At 57.4% G+C, this 20,976-nt stretch carries 19 protein-coding genes; 8 read left to right on the forward strand and 11 right to left on the reverse strand.

What is annotated here, in order from left to right:
* The 4 genes from HMPREF0573_RS03800 to HMPREF0573_RS03815 all read left to right on the forward strand — a co-directional run bounded on the left by HMPREF0573_RS03800 (nt 1) and on the right by HMPREF0573_RS03815 (nt 6,529).
* Nucleotides 1–1,035 (forward strand): DUF4428 domain-containing protein, encoded by a 1,035-nt coding sequence (locus HMPREF0573_RS03800; protein ID WP_236589725.1) that lies wholly within the window; start codon nt 1–3, stop codon nt 1,033–1,035.
* Between the two features lie 364 nt (nt 1,036–1,399).
* Nucleotides 1,400–4,588, forward strand: a complete 3,189-nt coding sequence (locus HMPREF0573_RS03805) for a thrombospondin type 3 repeat-containing protein (RefSeq protein ID WP_013188949.1) — start codon at nt 1,400–1,402, stop codon at nt 4,586–4,588.
* Between the two features lie 210 nt (nt 4,589–4,798).
* A complete protein-coding gene (locus HMPREF0573_RS03810; protein ID WP_004007721.1) occupies nt 4,799–5,878 on the forward strand; it encodes a uroporphyrinogen decarboxylase family protein in 1,080 nt (359 codons plus the stop codon).
* Nucleotides 5,879–6,106: 228 nt separating this feature from the next.
* A complete protein-coding gene (locus tag HMPREF0573_RS03815; RefSeq protein ID WP_004007720.1) occupies nt 6,107–6,529 on the forward strand; it encodes an Hsp20/alpha crystallin family protein in 423 nt (140 codons plus the stop codon).
* 133 nt (nt 6,530–6,662) lie between these two features.
* Here HMPREF0573_RS03815 and HMPREF0573_RS03820 read toward each other — a convergent pair whose 3' ends face one another.
* The 4 genes from HMPREF0573_RS03820 to HMPREF0573_RS03835 form a co-directional block, all read right to left on the reverse strand.
* The gene (locus tag HMPREF0573_RS03820; RefSeq protein ID WP_013188951.1) at nt 6,663–7,025 is read right to left on the reverse strand and encodes a hypothetical protein; all 363 of its coding nucleotides are present in this window, start codon (nt 7,023–7,025) and stop codon (nt 6,663–6,665) included.
* A gap of 10 nt (nt 7,026–7,035) precedes the next feature.
* Complete coding sequence (locus HMPREF0573_RS03825) at nt 7,036–7,422, reverse strand: hypothetical protein (RefSeq protein ID WP_004007718.1); 387 nt, start codon at nt 7,420–7,422, stop codon at nt 7,036–7,038.
* 146 nt (nt 7,423–7,568) lie between these two features.
* The gene (locus HMPREF0573_RS03830) at nt 7,569–7,796 is read right to left on the reverse strand and encodes a HypC/HybG/HupF family hydrogenase formation chaperone (RefSeq protein WP_004007717.1); all 228 of its coding nucleotides are present in this window, start codon (nt 7,794–7,796) and stop codon (nt 7,569–7,571) included.
* 68 nt (nt 7,797–7,864) lie between these two features.
* A complete protein-coding gene (locus tag HMPREF0573_RS03835) occupies nt 7,865–9,118 on the reverse strand; it encodes a nickel-dependent hydrogenase large subunit (RefSeq protein ID WP_013188952.1) in 1,254 nt (417 codons plus the stop codon).
* 23 nt (nt 9,119–9,141) lie between these two features.
* Between HMPREF0573_RS03835 and HMPREF0573_RS03840 the strand changes: the two genes are divergently transcribed.
* On the forward strand, nt 9,142–9,528 hold the full coding sequence (locus HMPREF0573_RS03840; RefSeq protein ID WP_013188953.1) for a hydrogenase maturation nickel metallochaperone HypA/HybF: 387 nt from the start codon (nt 9,142–9,144) through the stop codon (nt 9,526–9,528).
* 23 nt (nt 9,529–9,551) lie between these two features.
* On the opposite strand, the gene HMPREF0573_RS03845 is transcribed toward HMPREF0573_RS03840, so the two are convergent.
* The 6 genes from HMPREF0573_RS03845 to HMPREF0573_RS03870 all read right to left on the reverse strand — a co-directional run bounded on the left by HMPREF0573_RS03845 (nt 9,552) and on the right by HMPREF0573_RS03870 (nt 15,752).
* Nucleotides 9,552–10,193: a hydrogenase maturation protease gene (locus tag HMPREF0573_RS03845; protein ID WP_236589723.1), complete on the reverse strand. Its 642-nt coding sequence runs from the start codon at nt 10,191–10,193 to the stop codon at nt 9,552–9,554.
* A gap of 10 nt (nt 10,194–10,203) precedes the next feature.
* A complete protein-coding gene (gene cybH, locus HMPREF0573_RS03850; protein ID WP_013188955.1) occupies nt 10,204–11,535 on the reverse strand; it encodes a Ni/Fe-hydrogenase, b-type cytochrome subunit in 1,332 nt (443 codons plus the stop codon).
* On the reverse strand, nt 11,532–13,274 hold the full coding sequence (locus HMPREF0573_RS03855) for a nickel-dependent hydrogenase large subunit (protein ID WP_004007712.1): 1,743 nt from the start codon (nt 13,272–13,274) through the stop codon (nt 11,532–11,534). Before HMPREF0573_RS03855 ends, cybH begins: the two co-directional genes overlap by 4 nt.
* On the reverse strand, nt 13,274–14,485 hold the full coding sequence (locus HMPREF0573_RS03860) for a hydrogenase small subunit (protein WP_004007711.1): 1,212 nt from the start codon (nt 14,483–14,485) through the stop codon (nt 13,274–13,276). Before HMPREF0573_RS03860 ends, HMPREF0573_RS03855 begins: the two co-directional genes overlap by 1 nt.
* Nucleotides 14,486–14,611: 126 nt before the next feature.
* The gene (gene hypB / locus HMPREF0573_RS03865; RefSeq protein ID WP_013188956.1) at nt 14,612–15,400 is read right to left on the reverse strand and encodes a hydrogenase nickel incorporation protein HypB; all 789 of its coding nucleotides are present in this window, start codon (nt 15,398–15,400) and stop codon (nt 14,612–14,614) included.
* Nucleotide 15,401: 1 nt separating this feature from the next.
* Entirely contained in the window at nt 15,402–15,752 is a 351-nt protein-coding gene (locus HMPREF0573_RS03870; protein ID WP_004007709.1) for a hydrogenase maturation nickel metallochaperone HypA, read from the reverse strand.
* Nucleotides 15,753–15,847: 95 nt separating this feature from the next.
* Between HMPREF0573_RS03870 and hypF the strand changes: the two genes are divergently transcribed.
* Nucleotides 15,848–18,172 carry a carbamoyltransferase HypF gene (hypF, locus tag HMPREF0573_RS03875; protein WP_013188957.1) on the forward strand — a complete coding sequence of 775 codons (2,325 nt, stop codon included), beginning with the start codon at nt 15,848–15,850 and terminating at the stop codon, nt 18,170–18,172.
* A gap of 68 nt (nt 18,173–18,240) precedes the next feature.
* Here the strand turns inward: hypF and hypE are convergent, their stop codons facing one another.
* Entirely contained in the window at nt 18,241–19,299 is a 1,059-nt protein-coding gene (gene hypE, locus HMPREF0573_RS03880) for a hydrogenase expression/formation protein HypE (RefSeq protein ID WP_013188958.1), read from the reverse strand.
* 172 nt (nt 19,300–19,471) lie between these two features.
* Between hypE and HMPREF0573_RS03885 the strand changes: the two genes are divergently transcribed.
* Both HMPREF0573_RS03885 and hypD read left to right on the forward strand, forming a co-directional pair.
* Complete coding sequence (locus tag HMPREF0573_RS03885) at nt 19,472–19,741, forward strand: HypC/HybG/HupF family hydrogenase formation chaperone (protein ID WP_004007706.1); 270 nt, start codon at nt 19,472–19,474, stop codon at nt 19,739–19,741.
* Nucleotides 19,742–19,806: 65 nt separating this feature from the next.
* Nucleotides 19,807–20,955, forward strand: coding sequence for a hydrogenase formation protein HypD (gene hypD / locus HMPREF0573_RS03890; RefSeq protein WP_004007705.1), 1,149 nt, complete (start codon nt 19,807–19,809; stop codon nt 20,953–20,955).
* The last annotated feature ends 21 nt before the right edge of the window (nt 20,956–20,976 follow it).

Genomic DNA, 20,976 nt, shown 5'->3' on the forward strand with positions numbered 1-20,976 from the left:
ATGGGTTTATTTGATGCGAAACAGTGCGCGCTGTGTTTTCAAAAGGCCGGAATGCTCACCAAGCAAAAGCTGCAAGACGGCTTTCTGTGTGGGGATTGCAAGAAGAAATTGTCTGACCTGTCCTCGGGGTGGAAGCAACGCACCGTCGCGGACGTGAACGAACACCTGGCGTTGCGCGAAGCAAACAAAGAACGTGTCGCCCAGTTCCAAGTCACTCGCTTGATTGGGACCGGGGGTTGCCTGGAACTTGACGACACCCACGGCTGGTTCCGGTTTAAGATTGGGCGCGACTACAAGCAGGGCAACGCCCAAGTGTTTGCCTTTAACGAACTGGGGAATTTCTATGCGGAAATTCATTACGATTCCATCGCGGACGATGAGGACGGCGACGGTATCCCCGATCAGTACGATTGTGATTCCCATGGTTCACACCGCAACGGCATGGGAATGATGGGGACGATGGGCGGCGAACTGAACTCTCAATCAGCCAATATGTTCGTCAACGGTTCGGGAATGGTCCAGTACTTCCGTTCCGTCGGCAATCAAATCAACGATGCGGGAATGCCTTCCGAAGTGACGGACATCACCATGGTGGTGGGCACCACCAACCGGTTCTGGCCCGAAGTGCGGTTGCGCGGCTCGTTCTTTGGGGCGGGTAACGATATGCAAAAGTTGCAGGAAGCTCAACAGACTATTCAGGCCCTCGCCCAGCTCCGCGTCGGTGCTGGTGGCATGGGGGCTCCGATGGACCAGCTGGGCATAATGTGTCAGCCGGGTATGGCTCCTATGGCGGGCGGCATGATGGTCGGGGGTATGGGTATGCCCCAGCAGGGTATGGCGCAGCCGGGGATGCAGTACGGTATGCCAGGTGCGATGCCAATGCAGCAGCCCTCGATGGGGGCAGTTCCCCAGCAGGGCATGGGTGCCCAGATGGGCGGGGCACCAGCTCAGGGCGCGCACCCGACAAATTGTCCCGCCTGTAATGCGCTGGTAGACGGGCAATTCTGCGGCAGTTGTGGCACCAAAGTTTATTGAAATCCCAGATGCAAAGCGAACCTCTGGAGTGAGGATTTTGCATTCAACGGGGGCTTCCGCAAGGAGGCCCCGTTGTTTTGCCCTCGGCAAATCACGGGTCAGACCCTTCACTTCACGTAGTGGCGGGAAGGGCTGGGAAACTCTCATGCTAATTTCAGGAAAGTGGGAAAATTATCAGCTTGCTTACAGGTTTGTAAGTACAACTATAGCTATAGTAGCACGGGTTAAAACTGTGTCTACATGGGGAAATGGTAGATAAGGTAAACCTTATTAAATCCTGTCTTTTTTCTGGGCAAAAGCTGGGATATTATTGGGACAGGAATAAAGGTTCCGAGCTCATGTTTCTGTAGGAAGGCAAGAAAACGTGCGTAAGACAGATTTGACGAAAGCCGCGCTCGCCTACGTCGGGGCAGCTTCTTTGGTTTTCTCGACGCTGGTTGCCGGCACTGCCGGCGCATTTGCCACTGGTCCAGCGATTGCAGGGGCGATTGAGACCACGACCTCGGTTAACGCTCACCATTCAATTTCGGGTTCTGTGTTCCAACAGCAGGGTGGAGATCTCTGGCAGGCTCCTAATTCTGAAAAAGGCTACGGCGTTCCCTTGTCTGGTGTTCGTGTTTATGCGCAGTGGACCGAAAAGGATGGCTCCACCTCCCCGATTTATACGACAACCTCAAGGGCTGACGGTTCTTTCGCGATTGCAATGAAGCAGTTTGTGAAAGACAACGGTGAGGTGGCCAAATTTGATGCCGACCCAAACTTGCCCGAAGGTGAGAAATGGCGGGTCTGGACGGTCAATCCTGACACTAGCAAGTATCAACTTTTGTGGTCCTGGAACCATTCTCAAGTAGGGCCAAAAGGTATTGTCATGGACACTGCGGGCGGTGCAGCCAACCTGATTGGTTCCAATCGAGTGACGGGATTACGTTTCGCATACTCGGAAAAGGTGGATGCCACTCTGATGCATCTTTCCGAAGCTAGTGACAATGGTCCGAAACAGAATGCTGGCTTTGTTGCAGGACGTGTGTACTGGAACCTTTTTGAGTTGCCTGGCGGTCTGAACTGGGGAACCGTAACTAATTTCGACTCCAATAAGGACAAACCTGTTGCAGGCGTAACAGTGACTGGCTCCTATCTGAAGGACTCCGCTATCCGGCGCATCATGACTGGGTACAAAACGATTGCCGGTAAGACCCCTCGGGCGGGTGGCATCGCTATCTGGACGCCAAAAGATGAAGCCTCAATGCAGGCGTGGATTAAAGATCAGATTGCCAAAGAAGGCGTGGATAACTGGATTGCAGAAACCGTAACCACGAAAACGGATGCGAATGGTGAGTATGCCCTGCAATTCAAGGGAACTTGGGGTAGCCATGTTGCAGATGAGGAAAAATGCGGTCTTGTTGACAAGAAATTATGCGGCACTCTCGCGGCTGATGCGAAAACAGGCTCGTGGCTCAAGGGAAACGCGAATTCCAAGCACATTAATGACGATTGGATGTTTATCTCTATAGAAAACCATCCGGGCATTGCCCAAACTAGCCCTTTCTATAACAACGCCTTCAAAGGTTATATAGGTTCTTTGACCACCGCGGGTTGGCCAGTAACTAACATGGTGAATTATCTCAATCATGTAAATTTCGCGCTTTACCCCGAATACGTAGATTTTGACGTAAACCCCTACAACACTACAGATAACTTGGCTAAGCGTGGAGACACCGCCGGTACAACCACCACCGGGTTGCCGAAGGCATGGAACAACTCCACGACGTACCAAATCGAGTGGAGCGCGGAGGGCGAGGTCGTACCCGGTGGTAGTTGCGAGAAGCAGCGTCCCAACGCTATGGGTGATTTGAAATCCTGTCCTTTGACAGTTCCCGCCAACTTGGAGCGTAAGACCACCTATACTGCGAAGCTTTACGCTTTTGCCGCTGATGGAACTCGTATCGAAACCCCACTGGCAATGGATGCATTCGCGGCGGTTCCCGAGACAAGGGACGCTGACGGTGACGGTGTGCCCGATGATAAAGACAAATGTGAGAAAACCCCGGACGGGACTACGGTAGACCAGGACGGCTGCACTTTGACGCAGCGCTACAAGCCGAACTACCGTGACACCGAGGCTAAGGTCGGACAGAAAGCAACGTCCGAGCCCCCCACTTTTGATGACGCGACCACATCTGAGGTGGAACATCTGCCGTACAACGGGCTAGGCAAGGACCGCAAGGGTTCCGCGACTCTGTTCAAACCTGAGGACGGTACAGCTGCCCAGAACGGTGCTATCACCATCACTCCCACGAAAGAAGGCAGCAACCCCGTGTCTGTCACCGTCACCTACAGTGATGGAACCAGCGTGGATACTACCGCGAACTTCATCGCTACCGATGGCGATGGGGACGGCGATGGCGTGCCGGATAGCAAAGACAAGTGCTCGAATACCCCAAAGGATTACCAGGGTCAGGTGACCGCAGACGGATGTGCGATTCCTACGGTTAGTGACTTCACTGTGCGCGGTACCGTGGGCAAGCCCATCAACCCGGTTCAAATCACCATCGTTGACCCGGACCGCATCGTGACGGACTGCACCTCGGCGGATTTGCCCCTGGGCTTGACCGCCAAGTGGGAAAACGGGACGTGCATGGTAAGCACTGCCACCACTCCCGACAAAGCTCTGAGCCAAGACGGTCTGAAGGTTGAAGTGACCTACCAGGGTGGCACTGCCACCAGCCACGGTAGCGTAGCTATTGCTGATAAACCAGATGGTGACGGCGACGGTGTGCCTGATCCGCAAGACCCGAATCATCCCGGAGCGGGTGAGGACCACTGCCCCGGCACCCCCGACGGCGCTAAGGTTGACGCCAATGGCTGCCCCGTGGCTCCAACCGTCGGTACTGTCCCGGACGTGAACGGAGAAACCGGCAAACCGGTTACGCCGGTGGAAATCCCGGTTGATAACTCCGGAAAAATCACCAAACTGGAGTGCCACGCCGAGGGGCTAGCCGCCGGTTTGACCATCAAGCTGAACCAGGATGGCACGGCTTGCGTTATCTCGGGAACCCCGACCCAGCCAAAGACCGGCGAAATCAAGGTATCCGTGACCTATCCTGACCCGCAGAACCCGGAGAAAACTAAGACCTCCGAGCCCAGCACCGGTAAAGTCAACATCACCAAGGGTGATAACGGTGGCGGAAATACTCCCGGAGGGAACACGCCCGGCGGGAAAACGCCTGGTGGTACCCCTGGCGGAACCACCCCAGGTGGGACGACGCCCGGTGGCACCACTCCCAGCCCGGAGCTGCCTCCGGTGGCAGGAGTCCAGGAACATGCGCAGCCTGCCCCGAACGCCAACGGTGGCAAGCAAGCTCCGCAGCCCCCGGTAGCCGGAGTGACCGCGACTCCATCCTTGGTTCCGGCTGCTCCCTATCAGCCAAAGATGCCCAGTGCCTTGGCTCACACGGGCGTGAACTCGGTACCCTTCAGCCTCGCTATAGCAGCTTTGCTGTTGGGAATGGGTGCTTGTTTCAGTCTGCGGAGTCGCAAACTTGACCAGGAATAATCAGCTGAACATAACTGCATAAAACGAGAGACTGACTCTCTCCTGTAGAACCATTAGCGGGAACCTCAGATGAGGCTCCCGCTAATGGTTTTTAGCTGCGTGGATAGCCCTCGCCAGTAGCGGCGGTATTTGGGGCTAACAATTCTGAATCAGCAGCGTGGAAATTTGCGTGGCAAGCTATAAACTTAATCAAAAGGAGAGGGAAAGACCGTGGAAAGTGACCAGGAACACCTTGTGAACACGACAGACACATCGCCACATCCGGCTACACGAACAGACTCCCCAATCCGTCAGGCATACCGGGGCAAGCGCCCCGATTCCACCCCGGTCTGGTTCCTGGGTCAGTCCGTGCTGCAACACCCTGATAATTGGCAGGATTTGAGCGTCCGCGAACAGATGGACTATTGTCTGCGTCCAGAAGTCGGGGTGAAAACCGCGCTAGATCCGGTGCGGCAATTCGGTGTGGATGCCGCCCTGTGTAACTCTGACGTGCTGTTTCCCCTGAGGTTGGTGGGTTACGACCTGGTGCGCAAAATCGACCCCCACGGTGAACCCATGCGACCACTGCGTTCCACCGCGGATGTGGATCGAATCATGACTCTGCCTAAGCCAGATTGGTCACGAGTCGAGACGCTCAGCCGAGCGCAGCGCAGTGAGCTAGCACCCGAAAAAGTCCTCATCGCCATCGCGGGAGCGCCTTTCGTGCTGTCCTCGCTGCTGGTGGAAGGCTCCGTCAGCGTCCCGCAAAACCTCCAGACCCGCATCTTTATGCAGTCGCAGCCCCGGAACTGGGAACGGCTGATGAGCTGGTGTTCGAGTCTGGTGCGTCACTTTTTGATGGCACAAGTGCGGGGCGGCGCGGAAGTCATCCAGATGGTCGATCCGTGGGTGCGGACGTTGACTGAGGGAGAATATGCGTGCCTAGCGGAGTCCTATGCGCGCGAAATATATAACGAGTTCGACGAGGGCATCATCCGGATTTCCTGCAGCCTGGGCGCTGAACATTTGCTGTCTTCGATTTCCCCTTACGTAAATGTGCTGGGCGTGGGTGATGAATTAACCCTGGCAGAAGCAGCACAAATTGTGCCGGGGATGGTCTTGCAGGGGAACCTCGACCCGGACCTCATCCTGCTCGGTGGCTCAGACGCCCAAGCAGCTGCGCGTCAGGTGCTGGAATCTGGATTGAGTGCGCCCGCCCATGTCTTTAATGTCGCCGGCAGACTGGATCCCGATTCTGACCCCGACGAGGTTCGCCGGCTGGTTGATTTCATCCACGACTACCGGTTTTAACATTTCACGTCATTCCCGACAGATTCTCCCGCAGCATAATTATGTCTTTCATCAGGGAATACGTGTCTAAAAAAACAAAGTTGAGTCCATGCGTATCAAGTTTAACTAGCACTCTGGGAATAAGAGTGCTAATCTGGTTGTTGTACTGAATGGAACCGGGAAAGCCGGGACCACAGCCGAAAACTGAAAAACGACACAACTGGAAAAACTATCTGGAGGATACAAATCATGGCTACTTATCGAGACCCATTCACTGAAATCGACCGCATGTTCAACACGGCACTGCACTCCCCGGCAACCCCGGCGATGCCCCTGGATCTCTACCGTCAGGGCGACAAATTCGTCGCCTGCGTGGACCTGCCCGGCGTAGACCCCGCGACTATTGACATTGACGTTGAGGATCGCACCTTGACCATCTCTGCCCAGCGCAAACCCACCGAAGGCGAGGACCTGCACTGGCTGAACCGCGAACGTCCCGCCGGGACCTTCGCGCGCCAGCTGACCCTGGGATACGGCTTGGCACTCGATCGGATTGCTGCCAACTACGAAGGCGGAGTCCTGACCGTGACCATTCCGGTCGCCGAAGAAAACAAGCCGCGCAAGATTCAGGTCGCCGTGGGCGGCGACGCCGACAAAGTCATCGAAAGCTAACAGGAACAGCGCGGGCAGAGCCACGCCACGTCCGTTGCAACGGGCAGCTCCGCCCTGGTGATAAAAAATTCTCCCCGGTCAAACGTTTGACCGGGGAGACTGTCGAATTTATGGAAAGTTTCGCTACCGAATCCTAGCCGACAGAAACTGAGTCCGCGACTTCCGCGGGGGTTTCCGGAGCGGTGGTAATCGGGGCATCCAGCGGCGGACGCACGCCGCGCGGATCCTTCACAATCAGGTAAACTGCCCAAATCATGCCCCCCAGAGCCACCACGAACAGGCCCAGGTAGGTGTCGTTGAGCATATCCAAAGGTTCGGGATTGAATACCGCAACGCCCTCTTCGATGTATTCAGCAATCAAATCCACAATCCACATTAGGGAAGCACCCCAGTACATCCAGCACAGCAGGTCCACCCGCATCTTAGATTGCGGAGCGTGAGAATACCACCAGGCGGTCGAGACGATGGCGGCAAAAAGTGTAATCAATAGGGTCATGTCCGGCTCCTTACGCTTTCGGGTTAGTATCGGTGACAGAGCGACGTTCGGTAGCGCGAATGACCGCAAGCCCGACTGCCCAAACCAATGTCACCAGCACTGCCATACCGACTCCGACAGTGCCCATTTCCAGGAGCATTTGCTGCGCGTCAGCAGGGTCGGCAGCTGCCGTCAGGAACGGGAAATACGGCACGACTTCGCCATGCCAAAAGTGTTCAAACATCAACAGAACAGCCCCGCCCCACAGCAGGTTGGTCAGCCAGTTCAGTTTCCGAACTAAGACCAGGGTGCGTGCGGACTTCTCCGAGGCTTCACCAGTTTGTGCTTTGTGGGCGAGGTGCTTCTTTACTGCCGTCACCACTACAGCTTCAGCGGTGGGGACCAGAAAACATGCCATTATGAATCCTTACTTTAGGGGGATAAAACCTAGCATTTATTTTACACAGGTGCGCCTTACTTGAGAAAAGGGACCGTTTCGTGCGGCGGTGTGAAAATCGTCGAACCCGCTACATTCCGCACCCAGCGCCCGTCCGCGGGCAAATGCTAGGAAATCATACCCAGTTCCCGCCACGTGTCCAGGGAATCCTGAGCTTCCTCGGGCGTCAGCAGGTTCATCGCGAATCCATTTTGAATCAAGACGTAATCGCCCACCTGTGCTTCGGGAACGTACGCCATGCAGGCGTCTTGCACGTGACCAGCCACATCGATACGTCCCATCGGCATGACACCGGGGGCAATCGACAAAATCTTGCAGGGCACTCCTACGCACATGACGGCATCCTTTCCACGGGGAAATCATGAGACGGGATTCTCTCGCCGCGACGCTCCCCAGCCCCATTTTAGACGTTTTCGACTTTCAGTCCCATCTGACCGGCAGGAGCGGAACTGATGGGCAGGCAGGGGTCGGCTTCACGAATGGATTGTTCCCAAGCGTCAGCCTGTCGTGCCTGGTCCAGGGCACTAGCCTGGGTCAGCAGTTGTGCCAGCCAAGGTTCGTTTTGGGCAGTGGGAGTGAGGATGCGTGCCTGCGCGATTGTCCCGTCAGCCCCGAGGGTATAGGTGTGAGCAAGGATGCCCCGCGGTCCGTCCACCAGCCCGGTCCCACTGCCGGCAGTGAACCGCACGGTTGCGGGATCCACGAGTTCGCCACGGTCAGCCCCCTCCACGAGCTGAGTCAGCTGCTGGGTCAGGGCTTCGGTTCGTTCCAAAACATGCAAAGTGATGATGGCACGCGCCCCGGCAGCCCCCCGACCGCCAGCCAGCCACCGCGCTTGTGCCGTCGCCGCCCGCGGGGTGGATAAAGTCCCGACGGAGAGCTGGGCGACCGGACCGACCCGGTAGCGCCCGTTCTCGGGACCCTCAACACGCAAGTACGGCCGCGGGGCAGGCGAACCGGGGATTTCCTCCGTAATCCGGTCATTCCACTGGGAAAACTCGAACTCGTCCACTGCGCTGGTGTTCCGTGCGACCCTGACCCTGGTGCCGAACACGTCGGGGGCGCCGTTGTCATCAATGAGCGCCACGTCCGCTCCGGTAAAGTCGCCGGCTCCAGTCGCTTCGGGAGATGACGCTAAAGCCGCATCGCACAGGGCTGCGGCAGCGTCCCGTGCGGTGGCGAGGTCTGCCGAGAGGTCGCACAAGGTCGGGGCAGCGGGCCACACGCTGACCCCGCCGGGTACTGCCGTCGCCGGAAAATGACCTGGCGAGCCCGCTGCGACCAGCATCTTTTTCGAAATCCGTTTCAGTGCCACCCCGGCGTCACGGTCCTGCATTAAAAACCGCAGCGAGTGAGCTTCGACGATAGAACCGTAATGCAGCAGCCGACGAGTGAGCTGCGCGGCAGGCGTAAGTGGGGGCAGACCGCTCAACGCATCCAGCGCCCTGGTTCCTGCCAAGTGATGCGCTACCGGGCAAATCCCGCACAGATGCTCGGTCATTTTCAAAGCTTCGAGCGCGGTTTTGCCCACCAACATGCCGTCCACTCGGGGCAAGCCCTGCAGGTCAAAACGGGCGTGAGGATGCCCGGAAGAATCGTGAGTGACGACGATGCGTCCCTCCATCGGGTCGATGATTTCATCAAGATTGATTTTCATGATTCTCCTGAGACAATTGGTTCATGCATGAACTTGGGCTGTTAACTTCGGTGGTGGCAGCGGTCGAAAAGGCGGCTGCACAGGCTGATTCCCAGGTTACTCGAGTTGAAAAAGTTGCGCTCGATGTGGGCACCATGTCGGAGGCAATTCCAGAGGCTCTCTACGGTTCCTGGCCTATCGCCCGACAGGACAGCATCTGTGCCCAAGCCGAACTGGAAGTCACCATGATTCCCGCCAGCGTGTACTGTCCGCGGTGCGCGCGGGATGTCCCCATTGATGAGTTCTTTGCCCTCACCTGCCCGGAATGCGGAATGCCCACCGGGAACCTGACACATGGGCGGGAGTTCAAAATTGCCTGGGTGCAGTGGGACACCGAGCCGGAGGATCCGAGCAGCGCCGCGGAATCCTAGTCCGCATAGTCAGCGCTGGGATTTCAACTGAGCCAGGAATCGAGGACTTTCGCCGCGAGTTCAACCGCGCGGGGAATGCCACTCTGAGCACTCGGGGTCAGACCCAGGTGCAAGTTCACGTTTTCGGCGACCACCCCGACGACTTCAAGCACACGAGGTTCCTTGCCGGTCAAGCGAGCCGAAGTCAAAATATCGAGCAAACCGACCTGGTGAGGCGATATTTTCATGGAAAGTAGGCGCGGGACGTGATCCCCACTCAGGTGCAGGGCTTGACCGGGAGCGCGTCCGTTTCCCGAAGTCACCGAATCCAGAATCAACAAATGCTCAGATTCCTGCACCACCGGCACCAGCTCCATGCCACCAGTGCCACCCTCCAACAAAGCCAACTCACCGCCCTTTTGCGCAGCCTGCCAAGCGGGACGGCTCGGTACGAGCTGCTGCAAGCCAGCTAAAATCTGCAGCCCGATACCGTCGTCACCCATGATTGGATTCCCCACCGCCAGGACGGTAAAGCGCGCCCCTGCCCAGCAAGTCGCGTCTACGGCAGAAACATCCGGCAGCGGGACCTGTCCATCAAGACTGCCGGAGCCGTCTGGTGAATCAAAGACTCCAGCGGAAAGAGCATCCGCTGCCGTCCTCCCGGCAGGGTTCGCATCGTGAGCCATCAAAACCTTTCTAAAGCTCGGGGGCATCAACCGGCTTTGAGGTGCGGCGCATCCACACGCCACCAGAAATCATGGCAGAGATACCACCGTGACGCTCCAGGGAGTCTGCCCGGAAAGCCAGATAGATATGCGCAATCACGAACGCCCAGAATATGAACATAATGGCGGCGTGAATCAACCGCATTTGCGGAATGCCAAACCAGTCATTCGGGAGAGCCATTAATTGCCAGAACAGGTTCTCATTGCGGTGCGGCAGGGCGTAAAGCGCCAGACCAATCACCATCTGGAACGCCCCCAGCACATAAATTGACGTGTAAGTCAGCTGCTGCAGCGGGTTGTGTGCCACGTACAGCGGACCTTCTTTGCGCAGGAACAGGTAGAACCCCAAAGTTTCGTACAAGTGTTTCCAGTCTTGCTTTTTCTTTAACGGCCAGAATGTTTCCCAGCGCAGGTAGCGATCCTTGGACACGAAAGCAATAAAGACGCGAACTGCGCCTATCGCCATCCAGGTGAAAGCCGCGGTGAAGTGAATGAACCGCATAATCCCCATCAGGTAGCCGATTTCGACGCCACGGAAGAACGTGTCGCCAAAGAACGGATCCATGATGTAGTAACCGGTGATGGACAGCAGCACAATCAGCAGTACGTTCAGCCAGTGCAGGAAACGCAGGCTCGCAGACCAAACACTCAAACGCACCCAGTCTTCCGTGGTGGGGGTCAGGTCACCATCCTGCAAACCGGTGCCGACCGGGCGGACATTGACGAAACCTTCCATCTGGAATGGAGTTAGCTCACCGTTTTCATCCACCGTAGCGGTGGCGACCCCCAAGCAGCGGTAGCCCCGCGAGCCTGCCATCTGGGCGTTCTTGCGCAACAGGGTGCGCTGGGCGCGTTTGGGCTGCGCCACGTTCATGACGGATTCCAAATCTCCGCGCACAATCACGGTCTGTTTGGATTCGCCCGTCTTGGTACGTTTCATGTCAGAGATACGCGCCAGGGAATAGCGGCGATCACGCGGGGGGTCGAAATCCTTTTCAGGAATATCGACGTTCGGCGCGCCGTGGCGGAAACGATAGCGCAGAGATTCCTTGAGAGCGACATCTACCGGGTCGGTGCTGCCCTCAGGGGACACCGCAGCCATTGCCAAGAGGCGACGCATCGACAGGTCAGAACAGCTGAAACCGCCACCGACCTCGATACCGTCCTTCCGGTGAGCACCCTCAGCAAAGAACTCGAGATGGTTTTCCGACGCAGCTGTGGCGGTAGCCGGATTTTTCGAGGTCTTTTTGGAGGTCGCGCCGTCTTTGGGGGTGTCCGGGGAGGGAGTCTTTTTGGTCTTCATGAGGTCATCGCCTCGCCAACCAGATTACCGTCTGGGTCGAGGATGTGAACCCCGCAGGACATGCATGGATCGTAGGAGTGAATGGTGCGCATCGGTTCCAGCGGCTCTTTCGGATTCAACAGGGGGTGTGTGCCGGTACCCATTAAGGATTCTTCATAAGGACCGGTCACGCCGTTGGCGTCACGTCCCCCGGCCAGCCACGTGGTCGGTACGACCGCCTGGTACCGCTCGACCTTGCTGTTCTTGATGGAGACCCAGTGGGACAAGTTACCGCGGGAAACCTCGACGAACCCGTAACCTTGGCATTCTGCCGGCCAACTGGACGGTTCCCACTTGCTAGCATCAAAGACGTCAATCTGACCGCCCTTGATGTTGTCGACCAGCTGGTTGTAGTCATCCAACATTAGCTGGGCAGAAACAGTAGCTTCGGCGGCGCGGGCAAAAGTCCGCCCCATCGTGGAGTTGAGCTGTGCCGGAGTGATCCCCAATGTTGCCATAGCCTGGTCAAGTATCTGTTTGACCGGCTCGTAGCCCTGCGCATACGCCAATATCATCCGCGCTATCGGACCGACCTGCATCGGTTTGCCGTCATAGCGGGGCGCTTTCGACCAGGTGTACTTATCGTTGTCGCCCAGCCATTCAAAAGGCGGTTGGGGTCCGGTGTACTTGACGGTGGTTTCACCCTTGTCCGGGGTCAGGGGCTTATCGTCCCCGACTGAATACTCGTACCAGGCGGAGCTGATGTATTCCTCAATCTTGTGCGGGTCGAAAGGATGAACCTTGGTTATATCTCCGCCCAGAATGACCCCCGGCTTAATTGCCGTGTGCGCAGAGGAAATGCGGGACTTGTTGGGATCGCCGGAGAAAATAGACCCTGCCAAACCTACTGCCAGGTAGTTCGGGTGGGTCGCGCCAATATCGAAGTAATCTTTGTAGACCCCGGCTATTGCCAAAACATCGGGATAGTAGCAGTCGTTGACAAACTCGATGATTTCGTCAATCCAGGTCTTGATTTGATCCATCTGTACCTGGTTGATGGACTCTGACGAGTTCGGGTCGATAGAACAAGCCATGCCGCCGACCAGGAAGTTCGGGTGGGGGTTCTTGCCACCAAACACCGTGCAAATCCGAATCATGGACCGCTGGAACTCCAAAGCGTCCAAGTAGTGCGCCACGCACATTAGATCGGCTTCGGGAGGTAGCCGGTAGTCCGGGTGATCCCAGTAACCACCGGTGAAAATCGACAACTGACCGGACTCGAGAATCTGTTTAACCGTGTCTCGAACTTCCGTGAAACGCTTCAGGTTGTTGCCGCGCCACTTCGAGCCGATGGAATGAGCGAACTCCAGAGTCTTTTGAGGGTCCGCTTTGGCGGCGTTCACCACGTTGACAAAGTCCAGAGCGTGCAGGTGATAAAAGTGAATCACGTGATCTTGGATTTCTTGGGAACCGAGGACCAAGGAGCGAATCAACCGCGCATTTTCCGGTGGGTTGGAGCCAATCGCATCCTCTACCGCAGAAATCGAAGCAATGGCGTGTACCGAGGTGCACACCCCGCAAATCCGCTGGACGAATGCCCACACATCACGAGGATCACGGTTTTGGACGATGGTTTCGATGCCGCGGAACTGTGTGCTGACGCTCCAGGCTTTCTTAATCTGCTTCCCTTCGGTTTCCATCTCGATGCGCAGGTGACCCTCGATACGTGTGAATGGGTCAATAACAACTTTCTCTGCCATTACTTATCCTCGCTGTTCTGTTCGGTAGTTTCCTCGGTCGGCGCTGCGTCGGTGGGTTCCGCAGCAGTGTCACCAAAAGCTGCCATGGGAGAGTTTCGGGTGGCCTTGCGGTCAGCGGCAGCACGAGCGGCGGTCACGCCAGCGTGAGCAGCCACTCCGGCAGCGACGAGACCGGTCAGACCCAGACCAACCTTTTCGGCAGTGATCTCGATTCCGAAACCAGGAACCTGAGGGAGTTTCTCGTAGAAAGGCGTGAAACGGTCAAAGAAATCCCGTTCCGTACAGCCGATACAGGGGTGACCGGCGCCGATAGGCCAACCTGCCTTGAGGTTCCACTGGAAAATGGGGCAGGGGCTAAAGGTAGAAGGTCCCTTACAGCCCACATCGTAGAGACACCAGCCTTCGCGGGCTCCGGCATCGTCGAAGCTGCGCACGTATTGACCGGCGTCAAAGTGCGGGCGGCGCGGGCACGAGTCATGGATTCGCTGACCGTAGGCAAAGAGAGGACGACCCTCGGAGTCGAGTTCGGGAGCTTTACCGTGGGTCAAGATGTACGCCAAGGATGCCGTGATGACCTCGCCAATCGGAGGACAGCCGGACACGTTGATGACCGGTTTGTCCTTGATGATTTCATCCACCCCAACTGCACCGGTGGGATTGGGCTTGGCAGCCTGCACTGAGCCAAAGACCGCGCAAGCTCCGACTGCCAGAATCATGGTGGCGTTCTCTGCGGATTCCCGCAGTATCTGTTCGGTGGTCTTACCGCCGATGGTGCAATAGATACCACCGTCCTTGAGCGGAATAGAACCGTTGACGACCAGGATGTGTTCCTTGGCGTTCGTGTCATCCAAGGCTTTTTCTGCGGCTTCCCCGGAGGCTGCCATCACCAGTTCGTTGTAGTTGACGGACAGCAGATTCAGGACGACTTCTTCCACTGTGGTACCACCGGAGCGGAGCGTAGATTCCATGCATCCGGTGCATTCCTGCAGCTGGAGCCAGACCACATTTGGCTTCGTGATGGCTCCCAGCTTGTCAGCCAGTTCTTCACCGGCAGTCCGCGCTGCAGAGGCATGAGCCAGCTCGGGAGTCCCTACTGCAAAGATAGCTGCCAAACCGGCACAGAACTTGACGAAGTCGCGTCGGCTCACGCCAGCACTGGCAAGGTTCTCTGCGAGTGTCCCCGCTCGCCAAGGTTTAATCTCATAAGTCATATGCGCCCCCCAGTAGTATCGAATTGGACAACAACGTCCATACTCTCATTCTACCGGGTTTTCGCAGTTGAGCCTAAAAACCGGGCAAAAAGTGCCATGCCTTTTCGCAAAGCTCAGATGACTTATTCAAAGTTCTTTCAGCCAGTCAATCCAAGCCTCGACGCCATCGCCGGTTTGGGCAGAGAGTTCGACGACTTGCACACCCGGATTGACCTGTTCCAGGTAGCCACGGAACTTGTCCATGTCAAAGTTCAGGTAGGGAGCCAAATCCATCTTGTTCACCACCACGATTTTCACCGAACGGAACATGACCGGGTACTTCAACGGTTTGTCCTCGCCCTCGGTAATCGAGAACAGCATAGCCTTGGCAGTTTCGCCGACATCAAATTCAGCTGGGCACACCAAGTTGCCTACGTTTTCGATGATGACCAGATCCAGCTGGCTGAGATCCAAGTCGTCCAGGGCATGATGCACCATCGGGGCATCCAGGTGGCATTCCCCACCGAAACCATGACCGGTATTCAACAGGGAAATTTGGGCACCGTAGCCACCTAAGCGCTCAGCATCCAACGGGGTCTCAATATCGCCTTCAATAATCCCGACCCGCAGTTTGCCCTGCAGCTGCGCCAAAGTACGCTCCAGCAAAGTCGTTTTGCCCGACCCTGGTGAACTCATGAGATTCACGACCTTCACCCCGTGCGCGGCGAAGGATTCCCGATTGTGCTGGGCTAAGTGGTCATTTTCCGCATAAATGTCTTCCAGAATCTCGATGCGTTCGCGTTCGGTTTCGTATCCCGAGTGATCCCCGATGACTTCCGGATCTGCCACGTAGTCGCCGTGGTCGTGATGGTGGGAGTGATCCCCGTGGTCATGCTCGTGTACTGTGCCGTCGTCGTGGCGATGAAAACGTCCCATACTAATGATTCCTCTCTGGCGTGACATCTATCGATACCACTCTAAACTCTTCTCCACTGATTGTCTCGACCTCGCGTGAAGAACACTGCCCGCAACGGAAATCCAGATACTCTCCCAGCTGTGTCTGTGCGTGGCACTCCTGACAAACGATGACTGCTGGAATCTCGGTGATGTGCAGTTCGGCGGGACCTTGGAGGGTATTTTTCCGGACCGCACTCCAGGCAAAACGCAGTGCTTCGGGCACGACCTGACGCAGATGCCCGACCTCTACCTGGACAGACAGTACTTCGCGTCCCGCCGCCCCGCGCGCTACCACCCGAGCCAGCTGTTGGGACAGGGCGACTTCGTGCATCGTGTCTCCTCGTTAATCACTAAGTATGGGTTCCTCGCGGCGCATTCCACCCTACCGTTTTCTGCCGCGGGGCGTCAGAGCTACTAGGCTTAGAAATGCGTGACATGGTGGCCAGGAGGTTAGAAATGCGCCGAGCTTACGAACTGCGGGGGGTGGTGCAGGGAGTCGGTTTCCGTCCGCACGTTGCCAAAGTGGCTGCCCAGTACCCCATCACCGGTTTTGTCGGAAACGACGACGAGTCAGTGTTTATCGAAGCCCAAGGCGCGCGTGAGGCGGTGGACGGCTTCATGGAAACCATGCTGGCGACCCTGCCTCCGCTGGCTAGTGTGCTGCACAGCTCGTCCACAGACCTGCCCGAACAGAAGGGTGAAACTGAGTTTCGCATTGTGCCTTCCCGCCGTCGCCCCGGCGCCCGCACTCTGATTCCCCCAGACACTGCCACCTGTCCCGATTGTCAAGCCGAGATGGCAGACCCGACGAACCGACGCTACCGCTACCCCTTCACCACCTGCACGAACTGTGGACCACGAGCCACCATCATGGTGGACCTCCCTTATGACCGGGACACCACCACCATGGTGAAGTTTCCGATGTGTCCCGCTTGCCACCAGGAATACACCAATCCGACCAACCGGCGCTATCATGCCCAGCCCGTCAGCTGCTACGACTGCGGACCAGTGCTGTGGGTCAGCCCGGCAGACGCACCGGACTTGTGGCCCCCAGAAGGGGACCGCCGGCCGTTGATTGCTGCGGCTCTGGACGAAGCCCGGCAGCGGTTACGAGCCGGACAAATCCTGGCAGTGAAGGGCATCGGCGGTTTCCACCTCATGTGTGACGCCCGCAATGAAGCCGCAGTCGCACGACTGCGGAAACGCAAAGATCGGGGGGACAAGCCGTTTGCCGTCATGGTGGCGGATGCAGTGACCGCCGCCCGGCTGGCGCGGCTTGACGCAGACCAGCTGCGGACGTTGCAGACTGCCGCCCGACCCATTGTGATTGCCCCGTTCGGGCAGGAATATGACCTGGCTCCCGCGGTCGCACCCGGTCTGGGGGACGTGGGAATTTTGCTGCCTTACGCACCACTGCACCTGGAGTTGTTGAGTGGCGAATGCGCCCAGATGGCGCTGGTGGCGACTTCGGGAAACCTGGCAGGTGAACCCTTGTGCTTCACGAACCAGGACGCTGCCGAGCGGCTGGCGGGAATTGTCGATGCGTTTGTGTTCCATGACCGCGACATTCACCTGCCCATGGAGGACTCCGTATTCCTAGCAAACGCACAGGTCACCATCCCTTCACGGCGTTCTCGGGGATACGCGCCACTACCGGTCGCGCTGTCGCAGCCAGCCACCGTGCCGATTTTGGCAGTGGGTGGAGAACTGAAAAACACGTTCTGCCTGGCACATGGGAGCTGGGCGCATATTTCGGGGCATATCGGGGATATGGGCACGCTCGCCAGTCAGGAAGCATTTGACCGGGCAGTGACGCAACTGCTGAACTTCCAGCGGCAACGCCCCGAAAAAGTCGTGTGTGACCTGCACCCAAACTATTCCACGGTCAGCTGGGCGGAACGTTTTGCTGCCTCTCACGACATCGAACTGACACAGGTGCAGCACCACGTCGCCCACGCCTATTCCTTGCTGGCAGAGCATTCCTGTCTCGATCCGGCAGTGGTGGTGTCGGTGGACGGTACCGGCTACGGGACAGACGGCACTATTTGGGGCGGGGAAGTCTTGGATATTCGCGGAGCACAGTGGCAGCGCAGTGCGCACGTGCCGACTTTCAGCCTGGTCGGTGGCGACCGCGCGGTGCGCTATCCCTGGCGGGTCGCATTGGGGATTGCCCACGATTGGGGCATGGACTGGATTACAGAGAAAATCAGCGCTGAAATCGGGTCGCAGCCAGGCAAATCGACCGAACTGGAACTGGTGAAAAGCCAGCTGGCTAGCGGTTTCGGGGTGAGTGCGACCACCAGTTGCGGACGGCTGTTTGATGCGGCCGCGGCGATTTTAGGGATTCGCACTGAGGTGACCTATGAGGCCCAAGCCGCGATGGAACTGGAACACGTGGCTACCAGCTGGGCAAACGCCCACCCGGAGGCAAGTCTGCCACAGGTCGGCAGCTATCAGGAGCTTGTGGAGAAATTGGGCGAGGTTGACCGACCCGTCGGCGAGCGTGCTTGGGCGTTCCATGTGGGTTTGGCGCAGCTGCTGGGAGAACAGGCCTGCCAAGTCGCGGAACAGGCAGACACCAAAACCGTGGGGTTGACCGGCGGGGTTGCCCTCAACCGGATGTTCACCAGGCACTTTGTGAGTTTCTTGGGAGAGGGCGGATGCCGGGTGCTGACCCACCAGAACGTGCCGCCCAACGATGGGGGCTTGAGCCTGGGACAAGTGTGGGCAGCAGTGCTCGGAGCGTGCTGAGGATGCCCTATTTCCACTCTATAAATACACTCTGGGTGAATATCTGGGGATTTACGCGGGGTTTTTACTCAACAGATACGTGGCAGCGGGTCGCCGACCAACATGTCAATCATGCGGGTGCCGGAGAACGCAGTCACCATCACCACTGAAGACTCCGGTTTAGACACGACCCGACCGATATTTGCTGCTTCCCCACCACCGGGCAGTTTCCGCAGCGCTGCCACAGCTGTATCCACCTGGTCAGCCGGAACCACCGCTACAAACATGCCCTCGTTAGCGACATAAATCGGGTCAATCCCCAACATGTCGCACGCTCCGCGAGTCATCTCGTGTACCGGCACGGCTTCGTCCTCAATGGCGATGCCCCAGCCGGTTGCCATCGCCAGCTCATTCAACACCGTTCCCAAGCCTCCGCGGGTCGCGTCACGCATCCAGCGAGTCTCCGGGACCGCCCCAATCAGGGCTTCGACCAGGTGATTGACCGCCCTAGTGTCAGATTCAATAGGGGCTTGAATTGCCAGGTCACCCCGCGCCATCATGACCGACATGCCGTGGTCAGCAATCGCGCCGGACACAATGACGCGATCCCCGCGCTGCACTTTGCTGGCACCCAGTTCCCGACCCGCAGGCACGATACCGACACCGGCAGTGTTGATGAACAGCTTGTCACCGCTGCCTTTCGGGACGACCTTGGTGTCACCGGTGATAATCTGCACTCCTGCCGCCTCGGCTGCGTCGTGCATAGCTTGGACTTCGCGGCGCAAATCCGCGATAGGCAGACCTTCTTCCAGGATGAAACCAGCGCTGATGACTTTCGGGATAGCCCCGCTGACCGCCAGGTCATTGACCGTCCCATTCACTGCCAGCTCGCCGATAGAGCCACCGGGAAAAACCAGCGGATTGACCACATAGGAATCGGTGGACATCGCGAGTTTGCCGCCCACCGAGCTGGTGTCCTCTCCGGTCAGACCTGCGAGCAGCTCCGTCAAGGGAAGCACCCCCGCATCGGTCATTTCGTCGAGCACCTCGTTGCCGTAACCAGAAACGAAAACCTGTTCGACCAGGGCGGCTGACGCCTTACCTCCTGCCCCGTGGGAAAGCGTCACATAGTCGTCTTTTAGTCTCATGCCGCGGCGGCGTACCCGCGCGATATTTGAGTTCACTTGTACTTCATCTGTGTTTAGGCGGTTCTTTGGATCCACACATTGATAATTGCACAAACGACACGTATTTTTCATCTTTTGGACGGAGTGGGACAATGTAAGTAACCTGGAAAGGTAGAGGGGAAGGGAGCAGCCGATGTGTTTGGGAGTGCCTGCCGAGATTGTGGCTTTTGACGAGGCAGAAAGCGGACGGGCGAAAGTGTCCCTGTCTGGGGTGGAACGAATGATTTCCACAGATTTGCTGATGGATGAGGACGTCAAGATTGGCGATTGGGTGCTGGTGCATGTTGGTTTCGCCATGTCCAAGATTGATGCTGCGGAAGCTGCCACCACCCTGGATCAAATTAAGAAACTCGGTCAGTTCGAGAGCGAACTGGAACAGTTTAAGACCACTTCAGCGGATTAGGGCACCCTTCTGGCGTTAGCGCGGAAGTTTGTCGAGGAATCTGTCTAGGAAAGAGCAATCACGAAATGAAGTACGTTGACGAATTTCGCGACCCCGAGTTTGCCCGGAAACTGGTGCAGCGCATCAATGCCGAGGCCGCCCATTTTGAACGACCACTGGCGTTTATGGAGATTTGCGGAGGTCACACCCACACGATTTACCGGCACGGTTTGGAGCATTTGCTGCCGGAGAACGTTCAGTTTATTCACGGTCCTGGCTGCCCGGTGTGCGTTATTCCGATGGGGCGGGTGGATGATGCGCTGTGGCTGGCGAATCAGCCGGACGTGATTTTGACTACTTTTGGGGACATGATGCGGGTTCCGGGTTCACAAGAGTCGCTGTTGCAGGCGCGCGCTCGCGGTTGCGATGTGCGGTTCGTGTATTCCCCGTTGGATTCCCTCAAGATTGCCAAAGAAAACCCGGATAAACAGGTCGTTTTCTTTGCTATCGGGTTTGAAACTACCGCGCCTTCCACCGCTGTGACCCTGGTGGCAGCACAGAAACAGCAGGTGCGGAACTTTTCGGTGTTTTCTAACCACGTCAAAATCGAGCCACCCCTGCGTGCCATTGTGGGCGCCGATGAGACGCGGATAGACGGGTTTATCGGACCGGGTCACGTCGGTACCGTAGTGGGAGCCGACGCATTCAAATTCCTGCCCGAGGAATTCAACAAACCCGTGGTCGTGACCGGTTTCGAGCCGCTGGATATATTGCAGGCCGTGGCGATGCTCATCGACCAGTACACGAGTGGGGCAATAGCGCGCGGCGAGGCCCGGGTGGAAAACCAGTATTCACGGGTCGTGCGTGATGGTGGTAATCCCGCGGCATTGCGATTGCTGAATCGCGTGTTTGCGACCCGCGACACGTTCGAGTGGCGTGGCTTGGGGTGGATGCCGTATTCCGGTATGGGGATTTCTGAGGAATTTGCCGCCTGGGACGCCGAGCGGTTATTTGATGTTCCCGGCAAGCGGATTCCCGATCCACCGGCTTGTGAATGCGGTTCCGTGTTGACCGGACGGATTAAACCGTGGGAATGCAAAGTATTCGGCACTGCCTGCTCGCCGGAAAAACCCATCGGGACCTGCATGGTTTCCCCCGAAGGAGCCTGTGCCGCGTTCTATAACTTCGGTCGCATTGACCGGGAGACTGCCCACGCCATCGTTATCGAGGATTAAGCTAGCGGGGACTAGGCTCGA

It is taken from the genome of Mobiluncus curtisii ATCC 43063, assembly GCF_000196535.1.
Taxonomy (GTDB): Bacteria; Actinomycetota; Actinomycetes; order Actinomycetales; family Actinomycetaceae; genus Mobiluncus; species Mobiluncus curtisii.

Bases quoted from the DNA above. Each gene is read 5' to 3' on its own strand.
- HMPREF0573_RS03830 (WP_004007717.1), bottom strand. From the start codon at position 7,796: ATGTGCGTAGGAGTGCCCTGCAAGATTTTGTCGATTGCCCCCGGTGTC.
- HMPREF0573_RS03845 (WP_236589723.1), bottom strand. From the start codon at position 10,193: ATGGCTCACGATGCGAACCCTGCCGGGAGGACGGCAGCGGATGCTCTT.
- HMPREF0573_RS03825 (WP_004007718.1), bottom strand. From the start codon at position 7,422: ATGGCATGTTTTCTGGTCCCCACCGCTGAAGCTGTAGTGGTGACGGCA.
- hypE (WP_013188958.1), bottom strand. From the start codon at position 19,299: ATGAGACTAAAAGACGACTATGTGACGCTTTCCCACGGGGCAGGAGGT.
- cybH (WP_013188955.1), bottom strand. From the start codon at position 11,535: ATGAAGACCAAAAAGACTCCCTCCCCGGACACCCCCAAAGACGGCGCG.
- HMPREF0573_RS03840 (WP_013188953.1), top strand. From the start codon at position 9,142: ATGCATGAACTTGGGCTGTTAACTTCGGTGGTGGCAGCGGTCGAAAAG.
- HMPREF0573_RS03820 (WP_013188951.1), bottom strand. From the start codon at position 7,025: ATGACCCTATTGATTACACTTTTTGCCGCCATCGTCTCGACCGCCTGG.
- hypB (WP_013188956.1), bottom strand. From the start codon at position 15,400: ATGGGACGTTTTCATCGCCACGACGACGGCACAGTACACGAGCATGAC.
- hypD (WP_004007705.1), top strand. From the start codon at position 19,807: ATGAAGTACGTTGACGAATTTCGCGACCCCGAGTTTGCCCGGAAACTG.
- HMPREF0573_RS03860 (WP_004007711.1), bottom strand. From the start codon at position 14,485: ATGACTTATGAGATTAAACCTTGGCGAGCGGGGACACTCGCAGAGAAC.
- HMPREF0573_RS03835 (WP_013188952.1), bottom strand. From the start codon at position 9,118: ATGAAAATCAATCTTGATGAAATCATCGACCCGATGGAGGGACGCATC.
- HMPREF0573_RS03870 (WP_004007709.1), bottom strand. From the start codon at position 15,752: ATGCACGAAGTCGCCCTGTCCCAACAGCTGGCTCGGGTGGTAGCGCGC.
- HMPREF0573_RS03815 (WP_004007720.1), top strand. From the start codon at position 6,107: ATGGCTACTTATCGAGACCCATTCACTGAAATCGACCGCATGTTCAAC.
- HMPREF0573_RS03885 (WP_004007706.1), top strand. From the start codon at position 19,472: ATGTGTTTGGGAGTGCCTGCCGAGATTGTGGCTTTTGACGAGGCAGAA.
- HMPREF0573_RS03855 (WP_004007712.1), bottom strand. From the start codon at position 13,274: ATGGCAGAGAAAGTTGTTATTGACCCATTCACACGTATCGAGGGTCAC.
- HMPREF0573_RS03800 (WP_236589725.1), top strand. From the start codon at position 1: ATGGGTTTATTTGATGCGAAACAGTGCGCGCTGTGTTTTCAAAAGGCC.
- hypF (WP_013188957.1), top strand. From the start codon at position 15,848: ATGCGTGACATGGTGGCCAGGAGGTTAGAAATGCGCCGAGCTTACGAA.